General features: G+C 46.5%; 11 protein-coding genes. 1 reads left to right on the top strand and 10 read right to left on the bottom strand.

Annotation, left to right across the window (positions count from 1 at the left end; translation table 11 throughout):
* The first annotated feature begins 342 nt into the window (after positions 1 to 342).
* Positions 343 to 2154 carry a glycoside hydrolase family 2 protein gene (locus AC6H3C_RS15025; protein WP_497516220.1) on the top strand — a complete coding sequence of 604 codons (1812 nt, stop codon included), beginning with the start codon at positions 343 to 345 and terminating at the stop codon, positions 2152 to 2154.
* 26 nt (positions 2155 to 2180) lie between these two features.
* On the opposite strand, the gene AC6H3C_RS15030 is transcribed toward AC6H3C_RS15025, so the two are convergent.
* From AC6H3C_RS15030 to AC6H3C_RS15075, 10 genes are all read right to left on the bottom strand, one after another.
* Positions 2181 to 2342, bottom strand: a complete 162-nt coding sequence (locus AC6H3C_RS15030) for a hypothetical protein (protein WP_497516221.1) — start codon at positions 2340 to 2342, stop codon at positions 2181 to 2183.
* A gap of 488 nt (positions 2343 to 2830) precedes the next feature.
* Entirely contained in the window at positions 2831 to 3802 is a 972-nt protein-coding gene (locus AC6H3C_RS15035; protein WP_497516222.1) for a glycoside hydrolase family 43 protein, read from the bottom strand.
* A gap of 127 nt (positions 3803 to 3929) precedes the next feature.
* Complete coding sequence (locus AC6H3C_RS15040) at positions 3930 to 5066, bottom strand: endo-1,4-beta-xylanase (protein ID WP_497516223.1); 1137 nt, start codon at positions 5064 to 5066, stop codon at positions 3930 to 3932.
* Between the two features lie 38 nt (positions 5067 to 5104).
* Positions 5105 to 6559, bottom strand: coding sequence for an MFS transporter (locus AC6H3C_RS15045; protein WP_497516224.1), 1455 nt, complete (start codon positions 6557 to 6559; stop codon positions 5105 to 5107).
* Positions 6560 to 6580: 21 nt separating this feature from the next.
* A complete protein-coding gene (locus AC6H3C_RS15050) occupies positions 6581 to 8323 on the bottom strand; it encodes a sialate O-acetylesterase (protein WP_497516225.1) in 1743 nt (580 codons plus the stop codon).
* Between the two features lie 74 nt (positions 8324 to 8397).
* Positions 8398 to 9873 (bottom strand): IS4 family transposase, encoded by a 1476-nt coding sequence (locus AC6H3C_RS15055; protein WP_497516226.1) that lies wholly within the window; start codon positions 9871 to 9873, stop codon positions 8398 to 8400.
* 107 nt (positions 9874 to 9980) lie between these two features.
* Positions 9981 to 10211 carry a hypothetical protein gene (locus AC6H3C_RS15060; RefSeq protein ID WP_497516227.1) on the bottom strand — a complete coding sequence of 77 codons (231 nt, stop codon included), beginning with the start codon at positions 10209 to 10211 and terminating at the stop codon, positions 9981 to 9983.
* 356 nt (positions 10212 to 10567) lie between these two features.
* Positions 10568 to 12718: an endo-1,4-beta-xylanase gene (locus AC6H3C_RS15065; RefSeq protein WP_497516228.1), complete on the bottom strand. Its 2151-nt coding sequence runs from the start codon at positions 12716 to 12718 to the stop codon at positions 10568 to 10570.
* A 118-nt stretch (positions 12719 to 12836) separates the two neighbouring features.
* Positions 12837 to 13943, bottom strand: a complete 1107-nt coding sequence (locus tag AC6H3C_RS15070) for a DUF5627 domain-containing protein (protein ID WP_497516229.1) — start codon at positions 13941 to 13943, stop codon at positions 12837 to 12839.
* Between the two features lie 35 nt (positions 13944 to 13978).
* A complete protein-coding gene (locus tag AC6H3C_RS15075) occupies positions 13979 to 15754 on the bottom strand; it encodes a RagB/SusD family nutrient uptake outer membrane protein (RefSeq protein WP_497516230.1) in 1776 nt (591 codons plus the stop codon).
* Position 15755: the final 1 nt, after the last annotated feature.

A 15755-nucleotide genomic window follows, 5' to 3' on the forward strand; every position in this document is an offset into this window, starting at 1 on the left:
TAAGAAATGTTCTTAGAAAGAAACCAATGCGCTCCCGGATCATTCCGTTATACGCATTGGAATCTAAACTAATCAAATTTTTACAAACCGAACTGTAAAAAATACAACCCCGGCCCGAAAACTACTCACTACCTGATCGACTTTTTCCACCTTTTGATTCTTCCGGCATCAATTTAAAAAGGGCAGGTCTGCTCGCAGCGACCGCAATAAAAGCGAAATCCATGAACTATGCGCTGAAAATCGTTTGTCATGTGAGTAAAACAATAAATTAACTTGTATCTAAAAACGAAAGTTAATGACTGATAAAGTCGATATATCTAATAAATGAAAAACTATTTTAACATGAAAAGACCAGTACTACTCATGACATTGGCGCTCCTGGCGACAACTGTTTTTTCGCAAGGTTGGCAACCGGCGGGCGACAAGATCAAAACGGCCTGGGCCGAAAAAATCGATGTCAACAACGTGCTTCCCGAATACCCCCGCCCGTTGATGGAACGTGGTGATTGGGAAAACCTGAACGGACTGTGGGAATATGCCATCACCAAAGCAGGGCAAACAGAACCTACGGCTTATGATGGCCAAATCCTGGTTCCGTTCGCCGTTGAATCCAGTATATCCGGGGTACAAAAAAGAGTTGGCGATGAAAATGAGCTCTGGTACAAGCGGAGTTTTACTGTCCCTGCCAGCTGGAAAAGCAAAAATATCCTGCTGCACTTCGGCGCTGTCGACTGGCAATCGGATATTTGGGTAAACGATGTTAAAGTGGGAACACACGAAGGCGGTTACACGCCGTTTTCATTTGATATTACTCCTTTTCTGAAAAAGTCGGGCGGGCAAAAACTGGTGGTAAAAGTTTGGGATCCTTCCGAGAGGGGTTATCAACCACGCGGCAAACAAACCGGTCGTCCCGAAGGAATCTGGTACACGCCTGTAACCGGAATCTGGCAAACGGTATGGATGGAACCGGTAGCCGAAAAACATATTAAAACAATCCGTACCACACCAGACATTGATAAAAACCGTCTGACCGTTGAAGTAACTTCCTGCGGGACCAATTTCGCCGATATTTACGAAGTAGACGTATTTGACGGAAATACAAAAATAACTACCGTAAAAGCTTCAGCGAATCAGAAAGTTGACATTTCGATTGCTGACCAAAAGCTTTGGAGTCCGGATTCACCGTTCTTATATGATTTAAAAGTCAGACTAATCAGCAACGGAAAAGTTGTCGACCAGGTTGACAGTTATTTTGCCATGCGTAAAGTATCTACAAAGAGAGATGCCAACGGAATTGTCCGGCTGCAATTAAACAACAAAGATCTTTTCCAGTTTGGCCCACTCGACCAGGGCTGGTGGCCGGATGGTTTGTACACCGCCCCCACAGATGAAGCACTGAAATACGACATCATCAAAACCAAGGAGTTAGGTTACAACATGATCCGCAAACACGTGAAAGTTGAACCCGCCCGTTGGTACACACACTGCGACCAGCTGGGAATCCTGGTTTGGCAAGATATGCCCAACGGCGGTCATTCTCCGCAATGGCAACCACGCCAATATTTTAACGGGAATGAGCTCATCAGGAGCGCCGAATCGGAAGCCAATTACCGGGCAGAGTGGAAGGGCATCATGGACTACTTGTATTCCAACCCTTCAGTGGTTTGCTGGGTACCATTTAACGAAGCCTGGGGCCAATTTAAAACTGCCGAGATCGTGGAATGGACAAAAGCTTACGACCCAAGCCGCCTTGTAAACCCGGCCAGCGGGGGTAATCACTATCCGGTGGGCGACATGCTCGATTTGCACCATTACCCGGGCCCCAGCATGTTTTTGTATGATGCGCAACGGGCAACCGTATTAGGTGAATACGGAGGTATTGGATTGGCCCTTGAAAATCATCTTTGGGCAACCGACCGGAACTGGGGATACGTTCAGTTCAAAAATTCAAAAGAAGTTACCGATGAATACGTCAAATACGGGGAAGAATTGCTGAAACTGATCAAAGCCGGTTTCTCGGCTGCCGTTTACACCCAGACAACCGATGTTGAAGGTGAGATAAACGGGCTGATGACTTACGACCGCAAAGTCGTTAAGCTGGAAGAAGACCGGTTAAAGAAGATTAACCAGCAAATTTGCAACTCACTAAAATAGAGAGGCAACCGTTTTTAGTATCCATCTTAATCTTTCTGCACCGGAAGATTAAACATCACAATAAAAACAACAGGCTTACGGAGTCTGTTGTTTTTTTCGCAAATTGGCAAGTGAGTGTCCTCCAGACTATGCGGGAATAACTCCAAAAGGATAAACATCTTCTCGTCTTTTTGAAAAGCCTGTTTCATAAACACGTGATTTTATTCATGTTACATTTCTTTTTATATTTAGCTTGATCTTCAGCTATATGGGATTTCCGCAAGCTTTTACAATAGCTGACTTAAGTTCGTTCTCAGACCTGCTATCATTTGAAAAGAATAAATCCGGCGCCTTTTACAACAACGGCTATCGTGATTTTGACGGTACACCCTATTTGAATGACAATATTTATTCCGGGCGAAGTAAACATTAACAACAGTATCCACATCGAGGATGTGCCATTGAGATACAATATTTTCTCAAACAGGATCGAATTTAGAAATAAACAAAAACAAGTGTTTGAAATTGACAATTCAAAACACATTGTTAATTGAAACAGGGGTCGGGACGTTATATTTTTAAGCAGATACTTATGAAGAAAAGAGTACCCCTAAAGGCATTCCATAAAAAGGCAGCGGACATTTCCCAGCGTAGAAATGCCTGCTGCCTTTTGTTTCCTGATACACAAGGACTGGTTTTATTCCCCTCCTCCATCAAACGTTTTAATCGTTCCGTCTTCGTTGTATTCCAGCTCCGCTACTTTGATGCTTCGCAGCCAGGTTTTACCACCCGATGGCAGGCTGTCGTGAAAAAACAGGTACCATTTTTCGTTGAACTCAACAATCGAATGATGGGTTGTCCAGCCCACCACCGGGGTGAGGATGACCCCTTTGTAAGTAAACAGCCCGTAGGGGTTGTCGCCCACTGCATAGCACAACTGATGGGTGTTACCGGTTGAGTAGGAAAAGTAGTATTTGCCTTGGTATTTGTGCATCCAGGAGGCTTCGAAAAAACGACGGTTGTGGTCGCCGGCTTTCAGTTGTTCACCGTTTTCATCCACGATGATGACTTCACGCGGTTGTTCGCCAAATTCAAGCATGTTGTCGCTTAGTTTCACCACGCGCGATGGCAAAGCCGGCTCATCGTCCTTGGGTTCGTGCCCGCATTCAATGGCTTTGTTGTTCCGGTAGCGTTGCAGCTGGCCTCCCCACAAACCGCCAAAGTACAGGTAAAACGAACCGTCGTCGTCGCAAAACACGCAGGGGTCGATCGAGTAGCTGCCCTTCATGGGCGCATCCCGCGGAACGAAGGGGCCTTCAGGTTGATCGGCGATGGCTACCCCGATGCGGAAAATATCGGTTTGGTCTTTCAGCGGAAAGTACAAATAATACCTGCCGTCTTTGCAGGCACAATCGCAGTCCCACAACTGGCGGCCTGCCCAGGGAATGTCTTTCACATCGAGCGCTACCCCATGATCGGTTACTTCTCCGTCGACATCATCCATTGAAAAAACATGGTAGTCGCGCATATCAAAATGATCGCCGTTGTCGTTCTCGGGAATCCCCGATTCGATATCGTGCGAGGGGTAAATGTACAGTTTGCCGTTGAACACATGCACTGCCGGATCGGCCGTGTACAGGTACGGCACCAGGTATCTTGCTTTTTTCATATGGTTCTTTGTCTTTTACATTTTCAGATGTCAGGCCGAACTTACTTCAGTATCTTCCTTTTATCGCAAAAGATCCTGAAACAAGTTCAGGATGATTCTGTTAAGGACTTTTAATACAGCCTTGCCCCTACTTTTTCGTTAACTCAATCATTTTTTCTACTGCTGATTTGGGCTGATGGTTCCGGTCGAACAGCAGCGGGTAATCGGTACGCCCGCGAACCGGGAAATTGTTTTTCCACGAATCGCCGTCCGAAACGCCCCATAACGTAACGCGGCTTACATCATCCGAATGTTTCAGGAACAACTCAAAGAAACCGAGCATCCGGGCGTCCCACCCGTCTTGTTTTTCCTGCGGGACCAGACCATCGGTGTAAGGGTTCAGTTCCTGCTGATATTCAATATTCGTTGAGATATCTGCTCCTACGTCCCGTCTGCGGTTAGGCAAAATCGACAGATCCAATTCTGTAACCATCACCTTCATGCCTTCATTGGCGTATGCCACGATGGCCGCTTCGTAATCTTCCAACGATGGGCTGTCCATACCAATATGCCCTTGCATGCCGATTCCGTCAATGCGGATTCCGCCGGCTTTCAGGCCGCGGATCATTTGCACAATCGCATCACGCTTTCCGGGGTACCACTCGTTGTAGTCGTTGTAGTACAATTCGGCATCGGGGTCGGCTTCGTGGGCAAACTGAAAGGCCAGCCTGATAAAATCTTCGCCCAATACCTGGTAAAACTTGCTGTTTCGGAAACTGCCATCTTCCAGAATGGCCTCGTTCACCACATCCCAGCCTTTAATCTTCCCTTTGTAGCGGCCAACCACCGTATAAATGTGATTTCTCATCCGCTCAGTCATCACTTCGGCAGAAACGTTATTGCCCAGGCTGTCGGTAAAAAACCACCGCGGAGCCTGCGAGTGCCAGATCAGGCAGTGCCCGGTGATAAACATCCCGTTTTCAAGGCCAAAATCCACAAACCGGTCGGCCAGGGAGAAATCAAATTCGCCTTCGCGGGGCTGAATCTCCGCGCTTTTCATGCAGTTTTCGGCCACAATGGCATTAAATTGTTCTTTAACAACTTGAATTCCGGCAGAATCTCTTCCGGTAATTTGACTGGCATTCAAAGCGGCGCCAATGTAAAATTTACCGGCGAAGGCATCTTTTAGCGCCGGCTTCTTTTCTGCCGGTGTTTCACCCCTGCAGGCTGGAAGCAGCAGAATGGTAACAAACAGGTATAAAAAAGAGGATTTCATTTTTTTCATTTTGAATTGTTTAAGTTTGAAAATTCGGGTTATTCATTTTATTTCCGGCGAGCCGTCAGTTCATTCTGAATCTGCAGTTCCATGTTCTTATTAATCACATAGAAAAACAACAGCCCGGCCGCCAGCAAAAACGGAATGGAGGGGTAAACACTCACAAGCATTTTCACTCCCGCGGTTACTGATTCGGGTTGAACAATCGTTTGACCGGCCTCTGCTGTATCTTTATTTATGTAGCCGTACAGGCCCAGGATCCAGGTTACCAAAGCGCCGCCGATAGCCAAACCGGCTTTCAGTCCGACCATCATGGCCGAGAAAATAATCGCTGTCGCCCGGCGGTTGTTTTTCCATTCAGAGAAGTCGGCCACATCAGCAATCATCGCCCAGAGTACCGGGATGGTAATTCCATAGAAGAAACCATGCAGTATTTGCGAGGCGAACATCAAGCCCACACTTTTGGAGGGGAAGAAGTAGAAAATCAGGATAAACGCGGTCGACACGATTAAGGCATTCCTGTACACATCGCGTTTGCCGTATTTGTCGGCCAGTTTTTTCGACAGGGCAATTCCGGCAATCATGAAAATGATGCCGCCGGCGTTGAATAAACCAAAACCAGCCGAGGTCGGGTCGTTCCCAAAAAAGTTGAGCCCGATAGCCGAAAGCCCGGCCAGAACAGGACTGATAAACTGTTCCAGCACCCGGTGGTCGACATAGTTGTTAAAGTAGTACACATAAGAGCCACCCTTCATGGCCAGGGTTATGAAAATCAGGATGGTAACGGTGAGCATAATCAGCCACGGACGGTTTTTCATCAGGTCAGACAGGTCTTCCTTCAAGCTCGATTCTTGCTCTGCTGTGGGCACAATGCGCTCGCGGGTGGTCAGAAAAGTAATTATCAGCATTAGCGTTCCAACAATGGCCAGCCAGGTCATCACCGTTTCCATACCGGCTGCCTTATCGCCGCCGCCTGCGTATTCAATAATGGGTAACATAAACACCTGAACAAAAAACTGGGCAAACATCACGGCCACAAAGCGATAGCTGGAGATGCTGTTGCGCTCGCCCATGTCGCCGGTAATTACCCCGCTGAGAGCGGAATACGGTAAGTTATTTGAGGCATAAAGCATCAGCAACAGCGTATAGGTTGCCGCGGCGTAAAACAGCTTACCCTGGTACGAAAAATGAGGCGTTGAAAAGGCCAGCAAAGCGACCACGCCCAACGGAACTGAAGTGAACAGAATCCATGGACGAAACTTGCCCCAGCGCGAACGCGTGCGGTCGGCAATGGCCCCGACGATCGGGTTAAAAACGAAAGCGGCAACCAACCCGACAACGAGCATAATCAGTGAGGCATCGTTGTTTTTCAGACCATAAATGTCGGTGTAAAAAAAGGCCAGGTAGGTAATTAATGTCTGAAAAACCAGGTTGGCCGCCAGGTCGCCCAGGCTGTAGCCGATTTTTTCAAGAACAGAAACGTTCTGAGAAGTTGTATTCATTCAGGTTTTATTAATTGGTTTTTAATTTTCAGTTGTAAAGGGTGATGCCGGCAGGTTTTCCTTATTTTTCAGGTTGGCCTCAGCCGGATTATCGTCCCAGCCATAGCGCACCGCGGTGGGATTGCTGACGTTTGGACTCCAAACCTTCACTGTATTTTTTGAAAGTACGACCGCGTTGGCCCATACAAAGCGGCCATCTTCGCCGGCAATCTGGAATCCCCGCAGGAGGCTGTTGGCAAACAAGCCGGACCCGACCGACGAAAAGGTAAGAAGGATGGCTCCGTCTTCCACCTGCATTGACTCGTAAAGCGGCCCGGAGCTTACCACCGCGCCATCGCCGTAAGCCACGCGCCGGGCTTCCAAAGCCAGCCTTCGGCCCACTTCTTTTTTATTTAAAGGATGAATGTCGTTCCACTCGCCCAGGTCGAAAGCCACAGCCATACCGGTATTGGGTAATTCCAGCGCCCGCCGTTGTGCATCGCGCAGGGTAGCCCAGCCGCTTTCAACCGGCTGTTTGCCGGGGATTCCGAGATTAGCCAGTTGCACATACAAAAAAGGCAGCTCGGGCTGGTCAAATTGTCTGCGCCAGTCGGTAATCAAATCCCTGAAAAGCTGCCGGTATTCCAGTCCGCGTCCGGCATTGGTTTCACCCTGGTACCAGATCACCCCCTTCAGGCTGTAACCAAGCGCAGGATGGATGAGGCTGTTATATAAACCTCCGGGCCGAAAACTGCCGCCACCCTGTTCGCGGGGCGGGTTCAGCACAGCGCCGATGTGATAATTCCAATCGCCGGTCAGATCAATGGTTTGCGAACCGATACGGACTTCGTAAGGCTTTTCCTCTACAAAACCACCGCGACCGCCCTGGCTAAACACGCGGACCATTAGCTTATTTTTACCGGGCTTCAACAGACCTTTCGGTATCGAATAAATTCGGGGAGGATATTGATAGGAAACCGTACCCACAAAGCTGCCGTTCACAAAAGCCGAATCGCTGTCGATGATGCATCCCAGGCGAAGGATGGCTTCTTTCGCTGCCAGCGAATCGGCCACCTCAAATTCCTTGTAAAACCAAATGGACCCGTTGCGAAGTTCCACGCCTTTATCTGCCCAGTAACCCGGCAATGAAATGTTTGGCCAGCCGGAAACATCCACCGCCGCTTTCGACCAACGGCCAACCCCCGGATCATGTTTATTCACTTCAAGACCCCAGTTAAAAGGAGGAGTTTCCCCTTCTTCGGCGATGCGTTTGGCACGAATGGAGTCCATCCGGGCCTGGTTGGCCAGCCATTGATCCAGGTAGCCGATTACCGCTTCTTCGCTGAGCCAAGCTTCGGCCGGAGAGCCGCCAATGGCCGTGCTGATGATGCCAACCGGCGCCTGATACTTTTGGTACAGTTCATGGGCAAAAAACCAGGCGACAGCCGAAAAATCCATGATATTTTCCTGCGTGGCGGGCAACCACAAGCCATCGGGATAATCGGCCTGCGCCGTATCCGGTTCTTTGCGGGTGGACGAGCGGAACAGCCGAATGTTGGGGTTGTCAACCTGCCTAATTTCGTCAGCATATAAATCCATCACCCGGCGAATTTGCAGTTCCATGTTCGACTGCCCCGATGCCAGCCAGACATCGCCAACCAAAATGTCGCTGATTTCAAGGACATTCACTTTCATCAGGTAAGGGCCACCAGCGGTCATAGCCGGAAGCTCCAACTGCCAGTTTCCCTGTTTATCGGCTTTGGTTTGGTAACTAAAGTTTCCCACATATATTAAGCCCTATAATTGGGCATGTTAAATTTCATAATTATCTGTTCAGTTGGCAACTAATTATCATGTTATCAAGCTACTACCTGGCAGATGGCAGTTTTGTTGTTATTTTGGTCATTATCATCAAATTCATCCAGTGCCTTGAGCATTGCCAGTAGTTGCCTACTTGTTTGGTCGCTTTGCATTAGTTTTTCTATTAATGCTTCACTGTCAATGTTTAGTATCGCGGCCATCTGGGTCAACATTTTAAAGAATACCTTGACCAGGCGTTCCCACAAAGTTAGTTCGAGCAGTTGCTGTTGTGTTTCCCTGAACAGCTCGCCCATGGTTTCATAAGAACTGAACCGCTTTTGCAGCGACAATATCGTATGGGTTGCCAAGATGATAGTTGCATCTGCAATTTGTCCATCGAAATCAGTGTTCTGGCTTGCGCCCAAACGCAGGTACTGCTTGCATTCCTTGAACAAGACTTCAATGGTCCAACGGATTTGGTACAGTTCAACCGCCTGTACGAAAGACAGGGTCAAATCGGTTGTCAATAGCAATGTCCAGTTCTTTGCATTATTGTAACGTATGAAGAAGAGCCGGACTTTCTCACCTTTGTAATCGACCACGGTGGAGATGTAGGTTGACTTGTATTTTCTGGAATACTTGCTGTTCTTCCTCTGGTTTTTAGTGATCAACTGATGGGCGTTCAATTCCTTGTTGCCAACCATGTATTTTCGCCTGTCAAGCTTGCACATCCCCAGTAAATGCATGGCCCCTTTTTTGATGGCACGGACACTTTTGATCATGTAATCGTTCACAAACCAACTGTCCATCAAAACATAACTGGCTATAATCCCATTTTTTACAGCCCGCCGGAGCATTGAAACAGCAACTTCGCCTTTCTTCATGTCCAATTCTTCGACCCTTTTTTGCCCGGGAGATTTGCCGTCACGCTTTTTTCTGAACTGCGATTGCAACTCTTTCTTTGACAAACCGTAAGTCCCCTTTTGCCCTTTCTCCCGGTGGAGCGAGAAGTCGGTTGCAACCAGTGTCTTTCCGTCCCAAAAACTAAGCAGGAGCATTTTAAAACCCAACGGGTAAAGTTTGGTCACATGGTTGAAAACCCTGCCGATAAACTCGACTGTTTTGCCCGTTTTTTCAATGTCCGTATCATCCAAAACAAAACAAGTTGTCCCTGAAACAGGACCGCCCTTGGCCTTTGCCTGCCAGGCAAATTGTTTGGCAAAGCCCATCAGTAATTTTCGCCAGTCCATCCACTGGTTGTTCATCAAACGATAAAAGGTATTGTCGTCAATGCTTTCAAGAAAATTTTTGCACCGGTTTTGCATCCTGCAAATACTTTCGCTGCGTAACCTGAAAACCAGAAGTGAAAGTAAAAGTACAGAAACGTCGTACCCTTTGCTCTTGAAAGAATTGAAGGAGCCTAAAAACCGGCCAACCCTGAAGGCCGAAAAGAAATGGAGGATCCCCTCATTGGTTTTTTCATCATTGCAAAGAACGCTCTCTAATTCGCTTAAATATGCTATTTTTGATCCCATAAGTAGTGGTTTTGTGAATAAACTGCTTTTTGATGTGTAACTAACTCAAATATAGCAATTTAAATTCTATTTTACCACTACTTATTTAATTTCAATCCTCATATAAATCAACACTTCCCAACGTGGGAAACTTTAGTTTGGTAAGTTTCCCCGACGAACTCAACTTTTACCTTTTCCGAAGGGTCGGCCCAACCCCAAATCGTTAACGGCGTGTCGCGCTGAAGGACCATGCCGCTGCTGATCAGGCGGGGCAAGCTAACAGCGGCATCAGCCTGGAAGGGAGATGCCGCAAGCAAAAGCAGCACAAATAATCCTAAAGCTAACTTGTAGTTATTCATTTGACATTCCAATTGTTGTTACATGCGGCAAGAAAAAAAACTAACCCGAGTATTATCCACGTTAAATATTTTTGTAAGTCAATCATTTCGTTTAGGTTCAGCTTTCATGCGTTTCGAAAAGCAAATTGCTTCCACACGGGAAACGGTTACTATTCCCCGGACAATCAAAAATAGAGGCGCAAAATCCAAATTCATTTTAATTTTGGATATTTGATTTTTAATTTGGGATACATTTCACAAAACGCCCGTCTATAGTTTGTTTTAAGTGAGCGCAATTATATGTGGCCTCAAAAAAAAGAAAGGGGCAGACCCGTAAAAAATTGCCCCTTTCGATACCTGTTTAAGTTCAAGCCAACTTAGTTTCCGGAAAGTCCGTCAGCAAAACCGGCATAAGCAGGTTTCCGACTGTATCCTTCTGTCCACAAACCGATTAGCTCACCAGCCCGCCAGAAAGAACCGGTTGGGCTATCGAGAGGACTCCAAACGGTGATTCCATACCGTTGGCTGGCAGGAATGATTTCAAAATATTTCGTTACCACAAATTGGTACATTTCTCGCTGAGCAGCGTAATGCTCTTCGGTAGCTTCGGTGGTTTTAACACCAACACCCATGTCGAGTTCCGAAATTTTGATCAGTTTTCCGGTAGCAGCCAGTAATTCAAACATCTCTACGATTTTGTTTTTATCCGAATCGATATTGATGTGCATCTGCGTACCGATACCATCAACCTGAGCGCCTTTGCTTTCGATGTATTCCACGTAAGCAATCAGCCCTTTACATTTGTCAATATTATACTCCAGGTTATAGTCGTTGATGAAAAGGATATCATCGGCGTTACCATATTGACGGGCCAGTTTGAAAGCCATCACCGCATAGTCCTTACCCAAATAATCCTGCCAGTAGAATTCATCGGCAGCCATATCTGTTTTACCAACTCCGGTTTTCAATTCATACGGATTGCCATCATCCATAGGCTCATTCACCACATCCCAGGCTTTTACGTATTCTTTGGTCGTTTCCAGTGTTCCGGCAATCCAGTTCTCCAATGCCCAGGAAAGGGTATCTGCCTTTTCTTCGGGTGTCAGCGGCATTTTATCTCCCGACTCCTCAATCTCCCATACAATATCATCAAAATAATACGTATTGGCTTCTGCAAAAACTGCAAGATTAAAAGCTATGGTGTTCATGCCATTAGAGCCTGCCTGTTCGGCTGAAATGATTCCGGAATTGGTATATTCCTGCCATTCGGTAGTCACTGCCGGGCTACCAACCATAGACCAGTGTAAATAGCCCCCTGGATTATTATGCGCTTGAGAAGCGATCGTTGCCGGTTTATCCGCTCTAACCTTCATGCTGAACCGATAGGCTTGGCCTGCTTCCAATTGCTGGGGTGCTTTTACAAAGAACTGGGTATCCCATTCTTCAGCGGGGTTATCTCCCGATTCAACAACAATTGCTCTTCCCACACCATCTGCTCCTGTACCCTCAGCGCCAATTGTGGCGGGATTTGGACCAACTCTTATCTCTGTAGAGAAGAAGCTGGAAACATCATCACTTTCGACATCGCTGTTATTTACCAGGTTTGTCCACCATTTAGCCGGTCCTGTGGCAACAGGTTCAACCAAAAAGGTGTAAGCATGCCAACTCGGTTTTTCCCATCCGCTTGGGCTTTCTTCATCGAAAGTTCCATTTTCAATTAAATTCTCTTCGGAACCACTTGCAGTAAGAACCATGTCATCAAAATAAAGATCACCTGCAAAAGTTCCAAAACAAAATTGCAAAGTGGTTGCATCCATAGTTGGTGTAAATGTGACGGTAGCATCGCTCCAGCTTTCACCAAAGGCGATGTCCGGACCGTAGTTGGTTGTCGAACCATTAGTCCGCCAAAAGGCCACAGTAAATGGGCTTGAGGCTTTTGCACGCATTGTTAATGTATATTCCACGCCCTGTGTTAATGGAGTAGGCAGTATGTAATTAAGTTGCCAATCCCAAATGTTGGCATTCGCATTTGGCGTGGTAACATGCAAACTGTTGTTGGCATCATTAGGATCAGTTTCAATTTCCCGATCAGCAATTATACTGTTCAGATATTCAGCATTCTGGTTGGCATGCCAGGCCAGGGTGTGACCGTAAATGGTGATTCCGGCTTCCCGTGCAGTCGCGATGAAATTTTCGACCCTTGCCAGGTTTAAACTTCCATCATTCTGAACAATACCTCCGTGTTTCATTTCCCAACCGGCAGTCACCTCATCAAAGTTGGACATGATGTGGCTATAGACCAATCCTTGTTTATTGAATTCATCAACCGACACGCAGGCTCCCAACTTAAAGTTGGGATTGGCGCTGCGATCAACATAGGATTTCAATACATCGTAATCATTCAGGTATTCCAGCTTGGCAAGACTTTCCGGCTTCTCTACCATGAAGTCGAGCCTACTATCATCGATACAGGATGCTAAAACCGATAAAACGACAGCACCCAGCCAAAACTTCTTTAAATATTTCATACTATAATAATTTGTTTATTAATGGTAGTATGGAACTCCATGTTGCTGTAAATTATCCTACTTTCCTTGTCCATCGTGAAGCAACATGCTCGTTTCATAATCATCTTGGTTTATCCGATTAGTTTACATGATACGAAGGCGAAAATGTCTCCATGGTAACACCCCGGTCGCGAACTACGAGCGTATCGACCGTATTATAAATTACTTGCTGAATATCGTCCGGTAGTCCAAGTTTAGGATATTTGATTTCTACCTCATACCCGATGTTGTACTGCAGGTACAGGGCATCACGATCTTTATTTCCCCAGCTGTTTTTATCTCCTTCTTTAACGAATGAGCCGTTACCGGAAGTTGTGATGTTATAAACCCGAACGGTATCGTTCAATTGATAAGATGACGCAAATGGAGCAATCGTTACATTTTGATTGGCATCAAAATTCAGTTTTACTTTCATATTCAAATCCTGACCTGCCTTATTGGTAAAATCCATCGGAAACTCAAGATCATTTAAAGAAATTGTACTCAGACGAATCACCTCGTCATTTTCGACATAAGTACTGTGCCGGACAACATTCGTAGTGACGCCATCCATGGTTATAACATCCTTGCCACGGCGCAAATAATTTGCATGCCAGGGGTTGATGAATTTCACGCAATAAAGCACAAAGTCTTTGGGTTCGACATCCCAGTCAGTTGTATTTCCCCTGACAGCACCATCGAATTTTGGATCTCCTGAAAGGATGGAGTCGGCATTCACCACATTGGTCATTTGCAAGGGGATCACATAGGTATTCTTCAGGGATTGCACATCAGCGAAAAACGCATCTGTCAGTTGCACTTCAACACCATCTTGCAGCGTACCATCCAGGGTTATTTTGTTCGCAGCCAAGGTGTAGTAGCTTGACGGCATGGCCTGTATAGGGGAGTCATCTTCGAAAAACAGATTGTTCACCAACGAATTGTTCACCACCACATCAATATCAATTCGTCTTGTGTTCGCGTAAACACCCCCCATCGTAGCATAAATCTTACATTTATGCTCATTGTCCAGGGTATTATCAACGATATCCTCGCCCAGCACAATGGTTCTTACCGGATACTGGTAGGCAAAATAAACCGTGCTGTAATCGAAATCCGGGAACTCAACATCCTGATTTTCGCAAGATGTCGTCAGCAATGAAATGAGTCCGGCAGTCAATATTCCTAAAAAATTAAACTGTTTCATCTTTTTCAATATTTATCATTTTATTATTCAGACAATTACCAACCCGCATTTTGTTCCAAATTGCTCCATTTCTGGATTTCGCCATAAGGTATCGGGCCATGATACATATAGTCTTTATAGTCCCTGATTTCAACATTTAAAGGAGAGTAGGTCAATGTGCCGTTTGGCTTGTCAATTTGCATACCGCGAGCAGTTTCGTTCAGATTTGCCACTTTCCAGCGACGTAAATCCCAGAAACGTTGGTTCTCGAAGCACAGTTCCAGGCGACGTTCATTTCTGATCAGTTGTCTCATTGCATCCTGATCCCCTTTAACCGACTCAAGGTAAGCATCGCTGTTATCGGTTCCGATACCGGCTCTTTGACGAATTGCTTTAATGACGTCGTAAGCCGAATATGCATGTCCGCCATTGCCGGTAGGCCCCCAGGCTTCGTTAGCCGCTTCGGCATAAGCCAAAAACAGTTCCGTATAACGGATACGTGCTGTATAATGCTTCTGCTCGGTATTAAACTGTGGATTCGGGTTACAATCCGAACGCATTAATTTGCGTAAATAATAACCGGTGCGGGTTGACAAACCGCTTTCCTTATTGATCACATCGTTGTTGGTACCATAGGTTCCGATAACAATTGTACTATTGCTTGGCCCCTGCTCGCTTTCATTAACAACAATATACTTTCCCAGACGGGAGTCGCGATTCGCATATGGATTGGCCGGATTATATCCACCTGCCGGGTCGGTAATAGGATAACCATTGACCATTGGGAATGCATCCACCAAATTTTGGGTTGGGTTTACACGACCCCGGCCATACAAAGAGGGCGGGAAATTGTCAGTCTCCAACGTAATACTCTGCCCGATATCACCCCTCCAGATAATTTCGGCGTGATTTTCACCGGAGGCCAGATTTTCAACTTGATTTTTCTCATACCAGATTCCACCATTGGCAGCCAAACCGCTGACACCATTGATCCGGTCGAGTACCGTAGCGGCGAAGTTCGCTGCATCTTCCCAGCTTACATCAGTACCCGCACTGTATGCCGGGCTGGCCGACAACAAGGCTACCTGAGCTCGCACCACTTCAACAATACGACCAGTAATACGGCCCCGCATGTGATTACCGTTTACACGGTTATAATCACCGGCATTGGATACTCCCAAGGTTTTGTATTTGTTGGGGATCTCAGCGTAGGCGATATCTCCGTAATCAAGCGGAAGCAGTTCAATGGCTTGATTGGCATCGGCAATAATCTGGTCAACACATTCCTGAAACGTGTTCCGGGGTTGGTTAAAGTCTGATGAAGCGTTTTCAGGTTCTGTTAGAACGGGCACGCCCAGCAATCTTCCGTCCTGTGTCCAGCCGCCGTGGGCCAACAACAGATAGTACATCTGTACCGCACGCAAACCATAGGCTTCGCCTTTTAAACGGTCATTGTACATGGTCCGGATTACTTCGTCTTTACTCCAAACAACCTGGTCCACATTCTCGAGAAACAAGTTCAGGTATTGAATGGCATTTCTACGGCCCTGCCATTGCGACAAAGGATTGCTATTGGCTGTCCACGAACCGGTAGCCATGGCCAGATAGTTATTGCTATTGTCATTGTTCACTGCATCATCCGTCGCCACATCACTATTGGGTGTACCGGAATAGGGAAGCAGAATATACGCATTGGCTAAAATACCCTGTGCATAAGTCGGTTCATTGTACATAGCTTCGAGCCCCCGGTTGTTCTCAATAGCCGGTTCAAATAAATCATCGCAGGCTGTAAACAGGAGCACAAGAACCAAAAGTGTTATTATATTTTTCATA

Source organism: Gaoshiqia sp. US2 (assembly GCF_059705485.1).

What these genes read in the sequence shown, in the direction of transcription:
- AC6H3C_RS15025 (WP_497516220.1), top strand. Translation starts at nt 343, where the DNA reads ATGAAAAGACCAGTACTACTCATGACATTGGCGCTCCTGGCGACAACT.
- AC6H3C_RS15030 (WP_497516221.1), bottom strand. Translation starts at nt 2,342, where the DNA reads ATGAAACAGGCTTTTCAAAAAGACGAGAAGATGTTTATCCTTTTGGAG.
- AC6H3C_RS15035 (WP_497516222.1), bottom strand. Translation starts at nt 3,802, where the DNA reads ATGAAAAAAGCAAGATACCTGGTGCCGTACCTGTACACGGCCGATCCG.
- AC6H3C_RS15040 (WP_497516223.1), bottom strand. Translation starts at nt 5,066, where the DNA reads ATGAAAAAAATGAAATCCTCTTTTTTATACCTGTTTGTTACCATTCTG.
- AC6H3C_RS15045 (WP_497516224.1), bottom strand. Translation starts at nt 6,559, where the DNA reads ATGAATACAACTTCTCAGAACGTTTCTGTTCTTGAAAAAATCGGCTAC.
- AC6H3C_RS15055 (WP_497516226.1), bottom strand. Translation starts at nt 9,873, where the DNA reads ATGGGATCAAAAATAGCATATTTAAGCGAATTAGAGAGCGTTCTTTGC.
- AC6H3C_RS15060 (WP_497516227.1), bottom strand. Translation starts at nt 10,211, where the DNA reads ATGAATAACTACAAGTTAGCTTTAGGATTATTTGTGCTGCTTTTGCTT.
- AC6H3C_RS15065 (WP_497516228.1), bottom strand. Translation starts at nt 12,718, where the DNA reads ATGAAATATTTAAAGAAGTTTTGGCTGGGTGCTGTCGTTTTATCGGTT.
- AC6H3C_RS15070 (WP_497516229.1), bottom strand. Translation starts at nt 13,943, where the DNA reads ATGAAACAGTTTAATTTTTTAGGAATATTGACTGCCGGACTCATTTCA.
- AC6H3C_RS15075 (WP_497516230.1), bottom strand. Translation starts at nt 15,754, where the DNA reads ATGAAAAATATAATAACACTTTTGGTTCTTGTGCTCCTGTTTACAGCC.